19 protein-coding genes are annotated in these 17,197 nt (G+C 60.5%); 13 read left to right on the top strand and 6 right to left on the bottom strand.

What is annotated here, in order from left to right; all coding sequences use genetic code 11:
• The first annotated feature begins 121 nt into the window (after positions 1 to 121).
• From Q7V03_RS01105 to Q7V03_RS01095, 3 genes are all read left to right on the top strand, one after another.
• Complete coding sequence (locus tag Q7V03_RS01105; RefSeq protein WP_304923774.1) at positions 122 to 718, top strand: nicotinate-nucleotide adenylyltransferase; 597 nt, start codon at positions 122 to 124, stop codon at positions 716 to 718.
• An 87-nt stretch (positions 719 to 805) separates the two neighbouring features.
• Positions 806 to 2,299, top strand: coding sequence for a D-alanyl-D-alanine carboxypeptidase/D-alanyl-D-alanine-endopeptidase (gene dacB, locus Q7V03_RS01100; protein ID WP_304923773.1), 1,494 nt, complete (start codon positions 806 to 808; stop codon positions 2,297 to 2,299).
• A gap of 269 nt (positions 2,300 to 2,568) precedes the next feature.
• On the top strand, positions 2,569 to 3,678 hold the full coding sequence (locus Q7V03_RS01095) for a TRAP transporter substrate-binding protein (protein WP_304923772.1): 1,110 nt from the start codon (positions 2,569 to 2,571) through the stop codon (positions 3,676 to 3,678).
• 71 nt (positions 3,679 to 3,749) lie between these two features.
• Here Q7V03_RS01095 and Q7V03_RS01090 read toward each other — a convergent pair whose 3' ends face one another.
• The 3 genes from Q7V03_RS01090 to Q7V03_RS01080 form a co-directional block, all read right to left on the bottom strand.
• A complete protein-coding gene (locus tag Q7V03_RS01090; RefSeq protein ID WP_304923771.1) occupies positions 3,750 to 5,516 on the bottom strand; it encodes a TRAP transporter large permease subunit in 1,767 nt (588 codons plus the stop codon).
• Entirely contained in the window at positions 5,513 to 6,121 is a 609-nt protein-coding gene (locus Q7V03_RS01085; RefSeq protein WP_304923770.1) for a TRAP transporter small permease subunit, read from the bottom strand. Before Q7V03_RS01085 ends, Q7V03_RS01090 begins: the two co-directional genes overlap by 4 nt.
• Positions 6,122 to 6,375: 254 nt before the next feature.
• Positions 6,376 to 6,798, bottom strand: coding sequence for a tellurite resistance TerB family protein (locus Q7V03_RS01080; protein ID WP_304923769.1), 423 nt, complete (start codon positions 6,796 to 6,798; stop codon positions 6,376 to 6,378).
• Between the two features lie 109 nt (positions 6,799 to 6,907).
• Here Q7V03_RS01080 and Q7V03_RS01075 point away from each other — a divergent pair, with 109 nt between their 5' ends.
• Both Q7V03_RS01075 and Q7V03_RS01070 read left to right on the top strand, forming a co-directional pair.
• Positions 6,908 to 8,488 carry a lysine--tRNA ligase gene (locus tag Q7V03_RS01075; protein WP_304923831.1) on the top strand — a complete coding sequence of 527 codons (1,581 nt, stop codon included), beginning with the start codon at positions 6,908 to 6,910 and terminating at the stop codon, positions 8,486 to 8,488.
• 116 nt (positions 8,489 to 8,604) lie between these two features.
• On the top strand, positions 8,605 to 9,003 hold the full coding sequence (locus Q7V03_RS01070) for a DUF4864 domain-containing protein (RefSeq protein ID WP_304923768.1): 399 nt from the start codon (positions 8,605 to 8,607) through the stop codon (positions 9,001 to 9,003).
• Between the two features lie 87 nt (positions 9,004 to 9,090).
• Here the strand turns inward: Q7V03_RS01070 and mog are convergent, their stop codons facing one another.
• Positions 9,091 to 9,642, bottom strand: coding sequence for a molybdopterin adenylyltransferase (gene mog / locus Q7V03_RS01065; RefSeq protein WP_304923767.1), 552 nt, complete (start codon positions 9,640 to 9,642; stop codon positions 9,091 to 9,093).
• A gap of 123 nt (positions 9,643 to 9,765) precedes the next feature.
• Here mog and rsgA point away from each other — a divergent pair, with 123 nt between their 5' ends.
• Complete coding sequence (gene rsgA, locus Q7V03_RS01060; protein WP_304923766.1) at positions 9,766 to 10,782, top strand: ribosome small subunit-dependent GTPase A; 1,017 nt, start codon at positions 9,766 to 9,768, stop codon at positions 10,780 to 10,782.
• A 62-nt stretch (positions 10,783 to 10,844) separates the two neighbouring features.
• Here the strand turns inward: rsgA and Q7V03_RS01055 are convergent, their stop codons facing one another.
• Complete coding sequence (locus Q7V03_RS01055) at positions 10,845 to 11,327, bottom strand: protein-tyrosine phosphatase family protein (protein WP_304923765.1); 483 nt, start codon at positions 11,325 to 11,327, stop codon at positions 10,845 to 10,847.
• Positions 11,328 to 11,409: 82 nt separating this feature from the next.
• Here Q7V03_RS01055 and Q7V03_RS01050 point away from each other — a divergent pair, with 82 nt between their 5' ends.
• From Q7V03_RS01050 to Q7V03_RS01030, 5 genes are all read left to right on the top strand, one after another.
• The gene (locus tag Q7V03_RS01050) at positions 11,410 to 13,155 is read left to right on the top strand and encodes a DNA polymerase III subunit gamma/tau (protein WP_304923764.1); all 1,746 of its coding nucleotides are present in this window, start codon (positions 11,410 to 11,412) and stop codon (positions 13,153 to 13,155) included.
• Positions 13,156 to 13,164: 9 nt separating this feature from the next.
• A complete protein-coding gene (locus Q7V03_RS01045) occupies positions 13,165 to 13,509 on the top strand; it encodes a YbaB/EbfC family nucleoid-associated protein (protein WP_304923763.1) in 345 nt (114 codons plus the stop codon).
• Positions 13,510 to 13,524: 15 nt separating this feature from the next.
• Complete coding sequence (recR, locus tag Q7V03_RS01040) at positions 13,525 to 14,115, top strand: recombination mediator RecR (RefSeq protein ID WP_304923762.1); 591 nt, start codon at positions 13,525 to 13,527, stop codon at positions 14,113 to 14,115.
• 109 nt (positions 14,116 to 14,224) lie between these two features.
• Positions 14,225 to 14,425, top strand: coding sequence for a hypothetical protein (locus tag Q7V03_RS01035; protein ID WP_304923761.1), 201 nt, complete (start codon positions 14,225 to 14,227; stop codon positions 14,423 to 14,425).
• Between the two features lie 164 nt (positions 14,426 to 14,589).
• Positions 14,590 to 14,796 carry a cold-shock protein gene (locus Q7V03_RS01030; protein WP_054005237.1) on the top strand — a complete coding sequence of 69 codons (207 nt, stop codon included), beginning with the start codon at positions 14,590 to 14,592 and terminating at the stop codon, positions 14,794 to 14,796.
• Between the two features lie 117 nt (positions 14,797 to 14,913).
• Here Q7V03_RS01030 and Q7V03_RS01025 read toward each other — a convergent pair whose 3' ends face one another.
• Positions 14,914 to 15,348: a hypothetical protein gene (locus Q7V03_RS01025; protein ID WP_304923760.1), complete on the bottom strand. Its 435-nt coding sequence runs from the start codon at positions 15,346 to 15,348 to the stop codon at positions 14,914 to 14,916.
• A gap of 181 nt (positions 15,349 to 15,529) precedes the next feature.
• Between Q7V03_RS01025 and Q7V03_RS01020 the strand changes: the two genes are divergently transcribed.
• Together Q7V03_RS01020 and Q7V03_RS01015 are read left to right on the top strand one after the other, a co-directional pair.
• Positions 15,530 to 16,450 (top strand): alpha/beta hydrolase, encoded by a 921-nt coding sequence (locus Q7V03_RS01020; RefSeq protein WP_304923759.1) that lies wholly within the window; start codon positions 15,530 to 15,532, stop codon positions 16,448 to 16,450.
• Entirely contained in the window at positions 16,447 to 17,193 is a 747-nt protein-coding gene (locus Q7V03_RS01015) for a class II aldolase and adducin N-terminal domain-containing protein (RefSeq protein WP_304923758.1), read from the top strand. The genes Q7V03_RS01020 and Q7V03_RS01015 overlap by 4 nt, the downstream gene beginning before the upstream one ends.
• Positions 17,194 to 17,197: the final 4 nt, after the last annotated feature.

The following is a 17,197-nucleotide window of genomic DNA, read 5'->3' as shown; positions in this document are numbered from 1 at the left end:
TCCTGACCTTAGTCAAGCATTTTGCGACGTCAAGAGGGGTTGGCGCAGATCGGGCACAGTCTTGGGCTTGTCATGCGGGAAGCGATTGTAAAGCCGCAAGGCTTCAGAGAAACATGGCGGCATGAGAACAGGGTTTCCCATTGCGACCAAAGGCATGGTCATCGGCCTTCTGGGCGGATCGTTTGATCCGGCGCATGAAGGGCATGTGCATATCACCCGCGAAGCGCTCAAGCGGATGGGGTTGGATCGGGTGTGGTGGCTGGTCAGCCCCGGCAATCCGCTGAAGGCGCGCCAGCCTGCCCCGATGGCGGAACGGTTGGCGCGGGCGCGGGCGGTGATGCCCGATCCGCGCGTGGTGATTACCGATCTAGAGGCGCGGTTGGGCACGCGGGCCACGGCGGATACTTTGCGCAAGTTGCGCAGTGTTTATCCCGGCGTGCATTTTGTCTGGCTGATGGGGGCGGATAATCTGGTGCAATTTCACCGCTGGAACCGCTGGCGGGATATTTTGCGCAGCGTGCCTGTGGGCGTTTTGGCACGTCCGGGGTCTGGAGTGGCGGCGCGGACCTCTGTTGCCGCGCGGGCGTTTCGGGTCAATCAGGTCGACCGGGGCGAGAATTTGCGCGGACGCAAAGCTCCGGCATGGTGTTTTGTGAACATCCCGATGAATGGCGCGTCTTCCAGTGCGATCCGGGCGCGGGGCGAGTGGAAGCGGTGAATTGCTTTTGATCAGGCGTGGCATGCGATTGCACCAAAGCCTTCGGTGAGGATACTTATACGCAAAGAATGACCAAAGGAGTCCGCGATGCTGGTAGGGCGCAGGTGGGTGTTGGGCGGGCTGCTGGCGGGGGCTGCGCTGCCTACATGGGCGCAAGCGCCTGCCGTGTCGCTGCGGCCCCGCGCGCGGCCAAGTCCGCGCCCGCTGGTCACGTCTGCGGACGCGGGCGCTGCGGCTTTGGTGGCGGCGGCCAAGCTGACCGGGGCGGTGGGCTATTGCGTGGTCGATCTGGCCTCGGGTCAGGTGTTGGAAGCTTCCGGTGAGGCGTTGGAAATGCCGCCTGCAAGTGTGACCAAAGCCGTGACGACGGCGTTTGCGCTGGAAAAGCTGGGGGTTAAGCATCGCTTTGTGACGCGGGTGATGCGGACAGGTGCGGTGGCGAATGGGCGGCTCGACGGTGATTTGATCTTGGCGGGGGGCGGTGATCCAACCTTTGACACCGATAAGATGGGCGATCTGGTGGCGGCACTGGCGGCCTCGGGTCTGCGCGAGGTGACGGGGAAATTCATCGCTTATGCCGGGGCGCTGCCAGAGCGGGCCGAGATTGCCACCGATCAACCGGATTTCGTTGGCTATAATCCGGCGATTTCGGGGCTGATGCTGAATTTCAACCGGGTGAATTTCGTCTGGAAAGCGGTGAATGACGGCTATTCTTTGGCGATGAACGCCGAAGGTGCGCGGTTTGTGCCGCCCGTGATGATGGCCTCGATGCAGGTGGTGGATCGGGACGTGCCGGTGTTTGCCTATGAAGCGGGGGCGGCGCGGGACAATTGGTCAGTGGCGCGACGGGCTTTGGGGCGCGAGGGCTCGCGCTGGCTGCCGGTGCGCCATGCGGCGACCTATGTGGCGGAAGTGTTCCAGACCCTGTGCGCGGCGCAGGGCATCAAGCTGCCTAAGGCCGAGGTGGTGTATGCTTTGCCAAAGTCGGCAGAGATTGTGCGGCACGAGTCCGAGGCTTTGCCGGATCTGCTGCGCAAGATGCTGAAATTCTCAACCAATCTGACGGCCGAGGCGGTGGGGCTTGCGGCCTCGGGCGCGGGCACGCTGGAGGGCTCGGCGGCGGTGATGACCACTTGGGCGCGGCGGCGGTTTGGCGTGCAAGCGGTGTTTGGCGATCATTCCGGGCTGGGGCCGAAAACCCGGATCAGCCCGGCAGAGATGGTGCAGGTGATGATCAAGGCGCGGCAGGATAAGCGGCTTTCGCTGCTGCACGATCTGCTGAAATCCGCCGATCTGCCGCAGCAGGACGGTAAGCCTGCGGCCAAAGCCGCCAAACCGGGCAGCGCGGCGCGGGTTTCGGCGAAAAGTGGCACGATGAATTTCGTCTCTAACCTGTCGGGGTATGTCGATGCACCGGGGGGGCGGTCGCTGGCCTTTGCGATCTTCACCGCTGATCTGCCGCGCCGCGCGGCTGTGCCGGTGTGGAACCGGGAATCACCCGAGGGCGACAAGGCTTGGGTGCGGCGGGCACATCGCTTGCAGGGCCAATTGTTAAACCGCTGGGGGCAGGCCTATCTTTAGACGAAGCGTGTTTAACCCAGAAACGCGGATCGCTTTAAGCAACCATCCGGACTGCGATGAGGCCGCTGCACACCCACCCGCCCTGTTGGCTTGCTGCCTTCACGTCATGCTGCATCACAGGGAAAACACGCGGGGATTTCTGGTTTGAATGCGCAAGCCCGCGCTCCAAGCGCGTAGACAGAACCACCGCAGAGTGTAGTCTTGCCCTGTCTCGGGAAGGGTGGATGACCCCAAGCCGGACTTCGCTATTGCATTAACAGGAGGATTGCATGGATCGTCGTTCGTTTTTGACAAAAGCTTCCATCGGGGGCGTCGGTGCTGCGGGGGCCGCGATGCTGGCCTCGCCGATGATTGCGCAGACAAGCCCGAAGATCACTTGGCGGATGACCTCGTCTTTCCCGAAATCGCTGGATACGATTTATGGTGGGGCTGAGGTTCTCTCAAAGATGTTGTCGGACGCCACCGACGGCAATTTCCAGATTCAGGTGTTTGCGGCGGGGGAATTGGTGCCCGGTGGCGCGCCTGCGGCCGATGCGGTCAGCGCGGGGACGGTCGAGGCGTGCCACACCGTTGGCTATTATAACTTCGGGCAGGATCCGACCTTTGCACTGGCGGCGGCGGTGCCGTTCTCGCTGTCTGCACGCGGCATCAATGCGTGGCATTACCATGGCGGCGGCATTGATCTGTATAATGAATTCTTGGCCACCAAGGGTATTTTTGGCCTGCCGGGCGGCAACACCGGGGTGCAGATGGGCGGCTGGTTCCGCAAGGAAATCAACACTTTGGCCGATCTTCAGGGCTTGAAATTCCGCGTCGGCGGCTTTGCGGGCAAGGTGCTGACCAAACTGGGCGTGGTGCCGCAGCAAATTCCGGGCGGTGATATTTACCCAGCGCTCGAAAAGGGCACGATTGATGCGGCGGAATGGGTTGGCCCCTATGACGACGAAAAACTTGGCTTCTATAAGGTGGCGCCGTTCTACTATTATCCCGGCTGGTGGGAAGGTGGCCCGACGGTTCACTTCTTCTTCAACAAGGGCCAGTACGAAGCGCTGACCCCGACCTATCAGTCTTTGCTGCGCACCGCGTGCCGTGCGGCGGATGCCGATATGCTGCAGAAGTATGATTACAAAAACCCGACGGCGATCAAATCTCTGGTTGGTCAGGGCGTACAACTGCGGCCGTTCAGCCCGGAAATTCTGCAAGCCTCGTTCACCGCAGCCAATGAGGTCTATGCTGAAATGGAGGCCATCAACGCGCCGTTCAAGAAAATATGGGAGTCGATCAAAGCCTTCCGCAACGATTACTATCAGTGGACGCAGGTGGCGGAATACAACTACGACACCTTCATGATGATCCAACAGCGCGACGGCAAACTGTAAGCGCATTGCTTTAAGAAAAGCCCCTGTCGATTGCTCGGCGGGGGCTTTTTCGTGCGTTCAGCGCAATGGGGTTATGGTGCTGGGGCTGCTGGCTTTGTGGTGCCAAAGCTGGGCGGTTGCGACAGCAGGTCATTGCCCGACGGCGCGGGCGCGGCGGGTGTGGCGCTGCCCCCCAAGCCAGTGCCAAGCCCGCCATCCAAGCCGCCCAAGCCCCCCAGCCCACCCAGGCCGGAATTCGGCGCGGTGAAAGTGACATGCGAGGTGTCGACCACAGCGCCTTTGTAATGCATCACCATCTGCGGGAAACCGATCACCAGACCGATCATCACCACTTGGATGATCACGAACGGCACCGCCCCCCAATAGATCTGGCTGGTCTTGACCGGAGCCGTCAGTTTGCCTGTCACCTTGTCAATAAACGGCTCTGTCGGCGCGACCGAGCGCAGGTAGAACAGCGAAAAGCCGAACGGCGGGTGCATGAACGAGGTTTGCATGTTGACGCCAAGGATGACGCCGAACCAGATCAGGTCGATGCCCAGTTTGTCGGCCACTGGGGCGAGCAAGGGCACGAGGATGAAGGCCAACTCGAAGAAATCGAGGAAGAACGCCAGCAGGAACACCAGAACAGACACCCCAATCAGGAAGCCCAACTGGCCGCCCGGCATTGCGGTCAGCAGGTGTTCAACCCAAAGATGGCCTTGCACGCCGTAAAACGTCAGCGAGAACACCCGCGCACCAAGCAGGATGAACATCACGAAGGACGACAGCCGGGTCGTGGAAGCAAGAGCTTGTTGGATCACTGACAGGTTCAAGCGGCCTTTGATCCCTGCAAGAAACAATGAACCGACCGCCCCCATCGCGCCGCCCTCGGTCGGGGTGGCGATGCCAAGATAGATCGTGCCCAGCACCAGAAAGATCAGCGCCAGCGGTGGGATCAGCACGACGATCACTTGCGAGCACAGCTTTGACATCAGGTTTATCTTCAGCGCCCGATCCAGCAGGGCTGCAACATAGATCGCGATGATGGCGACAGAAGCGCCAATGATATCAGCGCCTTCGCCATAGCGCGGCAGCAGGGCCTTGATGATCAGATAGCCCATTACCGCCGCGATCAGCAGTGACACCACCAGTGAAGTGACGCCATTGCCCAAGGTGCGGGCCTCTTTCGGCAGCGCCGGGACCCAGTTGGGGCGAAACATGCTGACGAGGAACACATACGTCATATACAGCCCGGTCAGCACCAGGCCCGGCACCATCGCGCCCTTGTACATATCGCCGACCGAGCGACCCAACTGGTCGGCCAGAATGATCAGCACCAGCGAGGGCGGAATGATCTGCGCCAAGGTGCCCGAGGCCGCAATCACCCCGCTGGCCATCCGACGATCATAGCCATAGCGCAGCATGATCGGCAGCGAAATCAAACCCATGGCAATGACCGAAGCCGCGACAACGCCCGTGGTGGCTGCCAGCAATGCGCCGACGATGATCACCGCATAGGCAAGCCCCCCACGCACCGGGCCGAACAATTGGCCGATGGTTTCCAAGAGATCCTCGGCCATGCCGGATCGCTCCAGCACGATGCCCATGAAGGTAAAGAACGGGATCGCCAACAGCGTTTCGTTCTGCATCACCCCCCAGAACCGTTCGGGCAGCGCATACAGCAGCGGCCAATCCAGCGTGATGGTGCCTTCGGACAACGGGGCCAGAAACACGCCAAAGACGAAGAACAGCAGGCCATTGGCGGCAAGCGAAAATGCCACCGGATAGCCCGCCAGCAGAAACACCACCAGCGAGACGAACATGATCGGCGCCATGTTCTGCGCGATAAGTTCCATCATTTGCGGGCTTCCTTGTCGGCTTCGGCTTGGATGGCCGCGAGTTTTTCGGCCAATTCAGCACCTTCCAACGCGGCAGCCTCGTGGCTGGATACGAATGGGGTAGGATCGGGGATGATGCCCCGCATCACCGCGATTTTCTTGATGATTTCCGAAACGCCTTGCAGTGTCAAAAGCAACATCCCGATCAACAGCAGTGCCTTGGCAGGCCACAGGGTCAGACCGCCCGCGTTGTTCGATGTTTCGCCAGAATGGTAGGATTGCAGCACATATGAGGTGAAATACACATCCATCAGGATCGCGAAGGGCATCAGGAAGAACAGATGGCCCAGCAGATCAATCCAGTGCTGGGTGCGCCGCGACAGCGCGCCATAGACGATGTCGATGCGGATATGCTCGTTTTGTCGCAGCGTATAGGCCGCCGCCAGCAGAAATGCCGCGCCGTAAAGATACCATTGCGCCTCGAGCAGCGCGTTGGACGAACTGTTGAACAGCTTGCGCACCACCGCATTGCCGGCACTCAGCAGAATGGCGGCCAGAACAAACCAGCCAACCGCCTTGCCGATCATCTCGGTGCCTCGATCTATAAAGCGCGAAAACATCAACATGGTGGCTCCCCCATGCGCCAGAGTTTGGCCAAGTCGCATCTATCGGTCAACGGGCTTTGCGGGGTGGATTGCCATCAGTGGCACGTTTCAGATTGCCAAATGCCCGCTCTGCATTCGCAAGAGCGTGTCAGGTTTTGGTTAAAAGATCTTTAATCGAAAAACGCGTTCAAGCGCATGCAAAAGGCCGCGATTTTCGATTCAACTTAGATCTGACGCGCTTGCATCGCGGGCATCGGCCACACCGGGGCGCTGCCTTAGGGCCGCAGATGCCGCACCCGCGCGCCCCATTCGATGGCTGCGGCGTGCAGGCGATCGATGTTCAGCTCTTCGCGCACCTCCTCCAGCATGCGCAACTCGACTTCGCGCAGGCTGCCATCCGCGGTGGCGACATCGCAGGCAAGCGCATAGGCGGTTTCATTCAACCGTTCGGGCAAAGCATCGCGGATCAGGCCGAATAACGCTTCAAGGCCATCTTCTTCCTCAAACAGATCAAACACCGTTTGTGCCACCACCCGGATGCGATCGGCGTCGTAATTCGCGAACACCGGCATATGGTTGACGGTGCGTTGAATCGCCACCAGTTCGGCGGTGCGCATGTTCTCGTCTGATGCCGAGACAGCGATCATCACGGCCAGCAATGCGTCTTGGGGCGACAGCGAGGGGGGGGTATCGGGCACGGCTGCTCTCCTATTGTTGCGGTGCAGAATATTGACCTGCGGGCTTGGCGGCAATAGAGGACAAGGGCTTGTGATGACATGGGGTCGTCACGCGTTGGAGTATGCCGCGATGTCCGCTTTGCGCGATGCTGGGATGAAATCGAAAGCTTGGCCCTTTGAAGAGGCCCGCGCGCTGCTGAAACGCTTTGAGAAAAAGGCACCGGAAAAGGGCTATGTGCTGTTTGAAACCGGTTATGGCCCGTCGGGTCTGCCGCATATCGGCACCTTTGGCGAGGTCGCGCGGACGACGATGATCCGGCGGGCGTTTGAGACGATCTCGGACATTCCGACGCGGTTGATCTGTTTTTCCGATGACGTCGACGGGATGCGCAAGGTGCCGGAAAACGTGCCGCAGCAGGATATGCTGCACGAGCATATGCAGAGGCCACTGACCTCGGTGCCGGACCCTTACGGTGAGTTTGACAGCTTTGGCGCGCATAACAACGCTATGCTGCGGCGGTTTCTCGATACCTTTGGTTTTGAATATGAGTTCATCAGCGCCACCGAATTCTATAAATCGGGCAAATTCGACGATACGCTAAAGCTGGCGACCGAGCGCTATGACGCGATCATGAAGATCATGCTGGCCAGCTTGCGCGAAGAACGCCAGCAGACCTATTCCTGCTTCCTGCCGATCCATCCCGAAACCGGGCGGGTGATGTATGTGCCGATGAAGAACGTCGATGCGGTCAATCACACCATCACCTTTGATGATGAAACGGGGCGCGAATGGACGCTTCCGGTCACCGGCGGCCGCGTCAAACTGCAATGGAAGCCCGATTTCGGCGCGCGCTGGGCGGCGCTGGATGTCGATTTTGAGATGTATGGCAAGGACCATTCCACCAACACCCCGATTTATGACGGGATTTGTGAAGTGTTGGGGGGCCGCAAGCCGAACCATATGAGCTATGAGCTGTTCCTCGACGATCAGGGCCAGAAGATTTCCAAATCCAAAGGCAATGGCCTGACGATTGACGAATGGCTGCTCTATGCTTCGTCGGAAAGCCTGTCGTATTTCATGTATCAAAAGCCCAAAACCGCGAAACGGATGCATTTCGATGTGATCCCGCGCGCGATGGATGAATATCACCAGCAGTTGCGGGCTTACCCTGCGCAGGATCTGGATCAGCAGGTCAACAATCCGGTCTGGCACATCCACAAGGGCAACCCGCCTGCGTCGAAAATGGTGGTGCCGTTCTCGATGCTGTTGAACCTTGCATCGGTGTCGGGGGCAAAGGATGCGCGCGGCCTCTGGGGCTTTATCAAGCGCTATGCGCCGGATGCCTCGCCGGAAGGCAACCCCGATCTGGATGCAGCGGCGGGCTATGCCCTGCGCTATTTCGCCGACCGGATTGCACCGACACGGGTGTTCCGCCTGCCTTCCGATCAGGAACGCGCTGCGATGCTGGATCTGCGCGCGCGGTTGGTGGCGTGGGACGGCGGCTTGGACGACGAAGCGCTGCAAAGCATGGTCTTCGCGGTTGGCAAGGACCATGCATTCGAGCCTTTGCGCGATTGGTTCAAGGCTTTGTATGAGGTCTTGCTCGGCGCCTCGGACGGCCCGCGCTTTGGCGGCTTTATCGCGCTTTATGGCGTGGAGGAGACGATTGCGCTGCTCGATCGCGGCTTGAACGGCGACCTTATCGCCTGATCTGCTGAAAAAAACTCCCTCGGCTCAACGCTAGCGTGTGTGCCGGGGGTTTCTATTTGACGAAACCTTGCGCTGGTTTACCTTTGAAATTGGGGACGGTGGTAAGAGGTGTTGCGATGCGACTTTACCTATATGTTGCCGCTTTAGCCGGGCTTGCCTTGCCCGCTATGGCGCAGGAAGTGCCTATTCAACAAACCATTCAACGGCAGCTTGATGCCTTCAACGCCCGCGATATTGGCAAGGCTTGGACCTATGCCTCGCCCAATATCAAAGGCATTTTCGGCACGCCGGATCAGTTTGGCGAGATGGTCGAAAAGGTCTATCCGATGGTCTGGCGGCATGACGCTGTGCGGATGCTGGAACTGCGCACGGTGGCGGGCAATCTGTGGCAGCGGGTGATGATCACCGATGCCGGCGGGCGGACCTATCTGCTGGATTATATGATGGTCGAGACGGCCGAGGGCTGGCAGATCAACGCCGTGCAGTTGCTGCCGCAGCAGGGTGTGGGGGCCTGAAGTCGCCCGGAAACACAACATGTTGTGGAAAATCCGCGAAATTGCAGCTCCAACCACAAGTCATTCCCCGCGGGGAAGGGATAGGCCTTAGGTTTTCGGGCGATGCGCCTTGATGATCGCGGGGTAGGTTTCAACCCAAGCCCCGCCGATCAGGTCTAGGCAATAGGGTACGGCGGCGAACACCGCCTCTAGGCTGGTGGCAATGGCGTTGGGGCTGCCGGGCAGCGTGATGATCAGGGTCTTACCGCGCACGCCTGCCGACTGGCGCGATAAGATAGCTGTGGCAACCACCCGGCCATTGGCCGTCCGCATCGCCTCGCCAAAGCCCGGCAATTCCATATTGATCACATCGGCCATCGCCTCGGGCGTCTGATCGCGCGGGCTGGGGCCAGTGCCGCCGGTGGCAAGGATCAGATCGGCCTGCCAGTTATCCGCCAGATCACTAAGTTCGCGGGCCACTGCGGCGCGGCCATCTGGGGTGATGCGGCGCAGGATTTCGATGGGCGTGGTGATGATGCGGCGCAGCCATTCCTCGGCTGCCGGGCCACCCCGGTCTTGATATTCGCCTTTTGACGCACGGTCTGACACGGTCAGGATCGCGATGCGGGCGGCGGCTTTGGCGGGCATGTGGGCGGTCATGGGGCAGGCTCCTTTTGATCGCAGGGTGCGGGTTTGCCGGATCAGGTGCAAGCCCCCGCTTGCCGCAACGCCCCTGCGCGCGTAAGCTGCGGCTTGCCCGGTTGGGGCCGAAAAGGATGCCGTTTGCCTGATTTTACGCTGCCAAGCTTGGGCTGGTCTGACCATTTCTCTGAACAGGTGACCGAGGAAGATGCGGGGTTTGTGCCTGCACGGTTAAGTTCGTTGCATCGCGCAAGGGTGCAAGCTTTGACGGCTTCGGGAGCGGTCGAATTGCTGTGCCCGCCGACGCTTTCGGTGGCGGGGATGGCGGTGGGCGATTGGGTGCTGGCGGACGGGCCGCGTGTGGGTCGGGTGCTGGACCGCATCAGCCTGTTGCAACGCCGCGCGGCGGGCACCGGGACGGTGGCACAGTTGATTGCGGCGAATGTCGATACGATGTTCGTGGTCACCTCTTGCAACGCCGATTTCAACGAGGCCCGGTTGGAGCGCTATCTGGTGCTCGCCCATTCTGCCGGGATCACCCCGGTCGTGGTGCTGACCAAGGCGGATATGGCCGAAGCCGGGCCTTTTATCACGCGGGCGGAAGGCCTGTCAGCGGGGATGGCGGTGGTGGCGTTGAACGCCAAATCCGGCGATTTGTCCGTACTCGACCCATGGTGTCGCGAAGGACAGACGGTGGTTTTACTGGGGTCTTCTGGCGTCGGAAAATCCACGCTCGCCAACAGCTTGACCGGCGGCGCGCTCGAGGTTGGCCCGGTGCGGGAAGATGATGCCAAGGGGCGGCACACCACCACCTCGCGCTATCTTTTGGCATTGCCGGCAGGCGGTTGGCTGATCGACACGCCGGGGGTGCGCGAGTTGCAGCTGACCGATGTAGCGGATGGCATTGATATGCTGTTTTCCGATCTGATTGAACTGGCAGCGGGCTGTCGGTTTCGCGATTGCAAACATTCGGTCGAGCCCGGCTGCGCGGTGCAGGCGGCGATCAAAGCGGGCATAGTCGATGCGCGACGATTGGAGTCTTGGCGCAAACTGGGGGCAGAGGAAAAGGCGAATTCCTCGGCGATGCAAGTGTCGAAGGTGCGGGCGGCGGGGAAGTATACCAAGAAATCAGCGGCAAAGCGGCGGCCTGGGGGCTAACGCTGATCGGGGCCAGCCCCCGGAATATTTGAGCCCGTATGAATGCAATTCTTGGTTGGATTCTATCGGCTTGGTTGGTTTGAGGGCTGACTGGCCCAGAGAAATTGCTCGGGCGTTTCCACCGCACAAGGGCGGGCTTGGCGCAGACGATTCAGCGCTGGTTCCGGGGCTTCTCCGGCCTCGATCATCAAGCGCAACGCGGCGGTGCCGGATCTGCCGCAGCCGCCCATGCAATGCAGCAGAATTTTATGGCCCTTTGCCAGTTCGCCGTGGGCGCGGGCCGAGATTTCGGCCCAGCCTGCGCTTGGAGTGTCGTAGTCGGCGGTGGGCAAATGCGCATATTGGATGCCGAATTGCGACAGCACTGCGCCAAGGCCGGGCGCAGTGCGCGAAAGTTCCTCGGCGGTGAGAAAGCTGACCACCAGCGCTGGCTGCCAATGCTGGATCGCGATCAGGTCGGCCGCGTAGAACCCGGCACGACCGGGGCATGGGCTGATGCCAAACACCCCCTGCCCCACGCGCAGCTCTGCGATTGTCAGCCGCATCTGGTCCTCTTTGGTTTACGTTTGGCCGTGCGCGCCGTAGTCTGGCGCCACCCGAATCCGCCCGCATATTGTCTGAGGTATGATGACCGAAACCACGCCGCAAACCTATCAGGTTTTGGCCCGCAAGTACCGCCCCGCGACCTTTGCCGATCTGGTCGGGCAAGAGGCGATGGTGCGCACGCTGAAGAACGCTTTCGCAGCGGACCGGATTGCGCATGCGTTCATGATGACCGGGATCAGGGGCACGGGGAAAACCACCACGGCACGGATCATTGCCAAGGGGCTGAATTGCGTCGGACCCGACGGTAAGGGCGCACCCACGACCGAACCTTGCGGGGTCTGCGAGCCTTGCGTGGCGATTGCCGAGGGCCGTCATGTCGATGTGATGGAGATGGATGCGGCCTCGCGCACGGGCGTCAATGACATGCGTGAAGTCATTGATTCCGTGCATTATCGGGCGGCCTCGGCGCGCTATAAGATCTATATCATCGACGAAGTGCATATGCTGTCGAACGCCGCGTTCAACGCTTTGCTCAAGACGCTGGAGGAACCTCCGGCACATGTGAAGTTCATCTTTGCCACCACGGAAATTCGCAAGGTTCCGGTGACGGTTCTGTCGCGTTGTCAGCGGTTTGATCTGAAGCGGATCGAGCCAGAAGTGCAGATGGCCCTGATGCGCAAGATCGCCAATGCCGAGGGGGCAAAGATCACCGATGGCGCATTGGCGCTGATCGCGCGGGCGGCGGAAGGTTCGGCACGCGATGCCACCTCACTGCTGGATCAGGCGATTTCGAATGGGGCGGGGGAGACGACAGCAGATCAGGTGCGGGCGATGCTCGGGCTGGCGGACCGGGGTCGGGTGCTTGATCTGTTTGATTTGATTATGAAGGGTGAGGCAGCGGGGGCTTTGGCGGAACTTTCCGGCCAATATGCCGATGGCGCTGATCCGATGGCGGTTTTGCGCGATTTGGCCGAGATCACGCATTGGGTTTCGGTGATCAAGATCACGCCAGAGGCCGCCGAAGACCCGACCACGCCGCAGGATGAGCGTGAACGTGGCCTTGCCATGGCTGCTGTTCTGCCGATGCGGGTGCTGACGCGGATGTGGCAGATGCTGCTGAAAGCATTGGAAGAAGTAGCGCTTGCGCCGAATGCGATGATGGCGGCCGAGATGGCGGTGATCCGGTTGACCCATGTCGCCGATCTGCCCGACCCCGAGACTTTGGTGAAGAAGCTGATGTCGCAAAGCGCGCCTGCACGTCCTACGGGAGGGGCTCCAGCAGGCGGCGGCGGTGGTGTCGTGCATGGGGCGCTGCGGATGGCGACGTCTGCGCCGATGCGGGGGCCCGTGATGCAGGGCGGGCAAGCGGTCGCGGTGGCGGAAAGCCAATTGGTGGTTTATGCCAGCTTCGCGCAAGTGATTGAATTGATCCGTGAAAAGCGTGATATGCGGTTGCTGGTTGAGGTTGAGGAAGGCGTCAAGCTGGCGAAATACGCGCCGGGGCGGATTGAGTTTGAACCGGCTCCGGGGGCGAAACCCGATCTCGCGGCACGGCTTAGCCAACGCTTGCAAGGCTGGACGGGCGCGCGTTGGGGCGTATCGGTGGTGAACGCCGGGGGTGCGCCGACGCTAGCCGAAGATCGCGATGCGGCCTCCAACGCGGCGAAGGCCGAGGCGATGGAAAACCCGCTGGTGCAAGCGGTGATGCTGGCGTTTCCGGGCGCGCAGATCACCGACATCAGGACGGCAGAAGCGATGGCGGCGAGTGCCGCGATCGAGGCTTTGCCGGAAGTGGAAGATGAATTCGATCCGTTTGAGGACGACTGAGGAGGAACGATGCTAAAAGGTTTGGGCGGCATTGGCGATATGGCCAATATGATGAAAACCGCGCAGGAAATGCAGGGCAAGATGGCCGAACTGCAAGAGCAAATGGCCCGCACCGTGGTGATCGGTGAAGCCGGTGCAGGGCTGGTCAAGGCGCGGGCGACTTGCAAAGGCGAGATCACGGGGTTGGATATTGACCCTTCGATTTTGATCGCATCCGAGAAGGAAGTGGTCGAAGATCTGATCCTTGCTGCGATCAAGGATGCGCAGAACAAGGGGCAGGCCCGCAACATGGTTGAGATGCAGAAAATGACGCAAGCGCTTGGTCTGCCTGCGGATTTCAAGCTGCCAATCTGAGGGAACCCTGCCTGAATGGAGCAATCGCGCGACATTGAAACGCTGATCGAACTGATGGCGCGGCTGCCGGGGCTTGGGCCCCGGTCGGCACGACGCGCGGTGTTGGCGCTGTTGAAGAAACGGGGCGCGTTGATGGCTCCGCTGGCGCAGGCAATGGCGACGGTGGCGCTGACGGCGAAGGATTGCAGCATTTGCGGCAACATCGGCACCAGTGAAATGTGCCCAATTTGCAGCGACGAGGCCCGCGCCAATGGCGAGATTTGCGTGGTCGAGGATGTCTCTGACCTTTGGGCGATGGAACGTGGTGGCGCTTTCAAGGGCCGCTATCATGTGCTGGGCGGTACGCTTTCGGCTTTGGATGCGATTGGGCCGCAGGAACTGGGCATCCCTCGGCTGGTGGAGCGCGCGGCGGGTGCGACCGAGGTTATTCTGGCGCTGAATGCCACGGTCGATGGCCAAACGACCGCGCATTACATCGCCGATGCGCTGGCGGGACTGGGCGTGCAGATCACCTCGCTGGCGCAGGGCGTGCCGATTGGCGGTGAGTTGAACTATCTCGACGATGGCACGATTGGCGCGGCGCTGCGGGCGCGGCGCAGCTTTTGACCGCGTTGTGCGCCCAAGCTTAAGCCTGTTTCACAACCATACCGCGCTTTCGCCGTATTGCCGCCTTATTCGGGTTCCCAATTGAACTGATCGGTAAGCGGAGGGCGTGATGGCCATTGTTTCAATGATTGCAGGCGGAATGCTTGGGCTTTTCTCGGCTGTGTTCAGTTTGGTGGCATTGAATGTCAGTTGGATGACCGCCCTAGGGTTGTGGAGCGGCATTGGCTGCGCTGTCGCCGCCCTGCTGCTGGGATGTGCGATGTGGCCGCGCCGAAAAAGCGCCGAGAGGATCTGGACAGAACACGCCTAACGCGCAATTTTTTCTTGATCTGTAGCCAGAGTCGCCCCTAAATTATGTTGCGACGTTGACTCTCTGCGATCTCTGTCTCCGATTTCGGCCACAGCATTCGACAAAGGCTGACTGCGCCAAGCCGCCGCAATCTCGCGGGCGGCACTGCTAAAGGAGACATCACGATGGCTAAGGGCACCGTGAAATGGTTCAATGAAACCAAAGGCTTCGGCTTTATCGCCCCGGAAGGCGGCAAGAAGGACGTTTTCGTGCACATCTCGGCGCTGGAGCGTGCTGGTCTGCGCTCGCTGAAAGATGGCCAGCCGGTCACTTTCGATATCGAAGCAGGCCGCGATGGCCGCGAATCGGCAACCAATCTGGCGCTGGCCTGAACCGAACGCCTAACGGCTGATCGAGATTTAAAAGGGGCGCATCCCAGATGCGCCCCCTTTTGTATTGCATCAGCCGTTTGATCGCCATCGACGATCAGGACTATTTTAATCGAAAACTTACATCAGGCGCATCGCCAGTCGATCACGCAGCGCATGTTCAAAGCCCACCCGAAGCGAGATGCCCGAGGTGGGCGCGCGCAGCACCACCGCCTCACCGCGTTCCTCGGGAAATTCCTGCGCGGCGCAGTCTTTTGAAAGCAGAATAACCGGCACACGCCGCGCCACGTCGGTCAGCAACTCGTGGGCACGACGACCCGCCGCCAGCCCGCCAAACGCATCACAGTCAATCACGCACAGCCCATAGCCCGCCGGATCTTCGATCACCGCTTCCAAGCCCACAAACAGATCATCGGCAATTTCCACCTTGCCGCCAAGCCCCGCCAGGCGGTGTGGCAGTGGGCTGCTGTTTAGGCTTTGGCTGACCAATATCACCCGGATGCCAAGCCCGACCGGTGAGGCGCTGTGCTGTTCTAGTGAGCGAATGACTTGCATGATTGTTCCCCTAAACATGGCAGGTGGTCTGCAATTTGCTTGAATTCACTGTAGGCGGTGGTTACGGCGGAATTGGGCGGGCAATAGGGCATTCTTTATTGGATTGTGGCGGTGATTGGGCGTTGAACCCGCAGGCTTTGCCCACCATGATCCGGCTGTATGCACCGGGATTTCGCTCATCATGCCAGCGCCAGATTACCAAAGCCTTATCGACGCCGCGACTTGGCGCTTTATTCGCGACAGCGAGGCGTCCTATCCGCCCGACACCGCCAGCCTGACGATTGCCGATCAACGCCGGATTTATGATGCGATGTGCGCCAAGTTTCATCGCGGCTATCCAGCGGGGATGGTGGTGGAAAATCGCTTGGTCGCGGGCGTGCCCTGCCGGATTTACACCGGGGCCGGGCCGACGGTGGTTTACCTGCACGGCGGCGGCTATGTCGTGGGCGGCTTGCACAGCCATGACGACGTTTGCGCCGATATTCGCGCGGCAACGGGCTTGCAGGTTGTGGCTGTTGATTACCGTTTGTCGCCCGAACATCTGCATCCAGCGGCTTTTGAGGATGCTCTGGCGGTGGTGCAGGCTTTGCCGGGGCCGCTGGTGCTGGTCGGGGATTCAGCAGGCGGCAATCTGGCGGCGGCGGTCAGTCATGCCCTGCGCGGCGCGGCGCGGATCTTGGGGCAGGTACTGATCTATCCGGGCTTGGGCGGCGACCGCAGCAAAGGCAGCTACCAAACCCACGCCTTGGCACCGATGCTGACGCTGGCGGATGTGAAATTTTATGCGGGCATCCGGCATGGCGGGGTTGAGGTGTTGGGCGATGCAACCGTCGCCCCGTTGCAAGATACCGATTTTGCTGAACTGCCACCGACCGTCGCATTTGCCGCCGAATGTGATCCGCTCGCCGATGATGCACATGATTATGCCACTGCGATCCGGGCTGCTGGTGGGCGCGCCGTATCATTTACCGCGCCGGGCATGGTGCATGGCTATCTGCGCGCGCGGGGAACGGTGCCTCGGGCGGCGGCCTCCTTCACTGAAGTTTGCAACGCCATCAGCGCCTTGGCGCAAGGCAACTGGACCTATGGAGAGATCAAATGAACGCACATGCCAATATCACCCATTGGGCCGAGCGCGTCGATATGGCCGCGGCCTTCCGCTGGAGCGTCAAGCTGAACCTGCATGAAGCGGTCTCCAACCACTTCAGTTTGGCGGTGAACCCCGAGGGCAGCAAGTTCCTGATGAACCCGAACATGCGGCATTTTGGCCGGATCACCGCGTCAAGCCTGCTGGAGATCGACGCCAATGATCCCAGCACGATGAACCGCCCCGATGCGCCGGACCCGACGGCTTGGGGCCTGCATGGCAGCATCCACCGCGCTTTGCCGCATGCACGCTGCGTGATGCATGTGCATTCGATCCATGCCACGGTTTTGGCAAGTTTGGCGGACAGCTATCTGCCCCCCATCGACCAGAACTCGGCGATGTTCTTTGGCCACCAAGTGGTGGATGCCGATTACGGTGGCATGGCGTTTGAAGAAGAAGCCGCGCGCTGCGTGCAGCTTTTGGCGGATCCGAAGATCACCACGATGATCATGGGCAACCACGGCGTGCTGATCATCGGTCAATCGGTCGCCGATGCCTTCAACCGCCTGACCTATTTTGAGCGCGCGGCGGAGACGTATATCCGCGCTTTGCAAACCGGGCGCGAGCTGCGGATTTTGTCGGATGCAGTGGCCGAGAAAACCGCTGGCGAATGGGACAGCTACCCCGGCTATGCCGAGGCTCATCTGCGCGAGGTCAAAGCATTGCTGGATGACGAAGGTGCAAACTACGCCAGCTAAGGTC

The sequence above is a fragment of the Cypionkella sp. genome, assembly GCF_030652235.1.
GTDB lineage: Bacteria > Pseudomonadota > Alphaproteobacteria > Rhodobacterales > Rhodobacteraceae > Cypionkella.
This window is presented reverse-complemented; position numbering and strand designations above follow the sequence as displayed.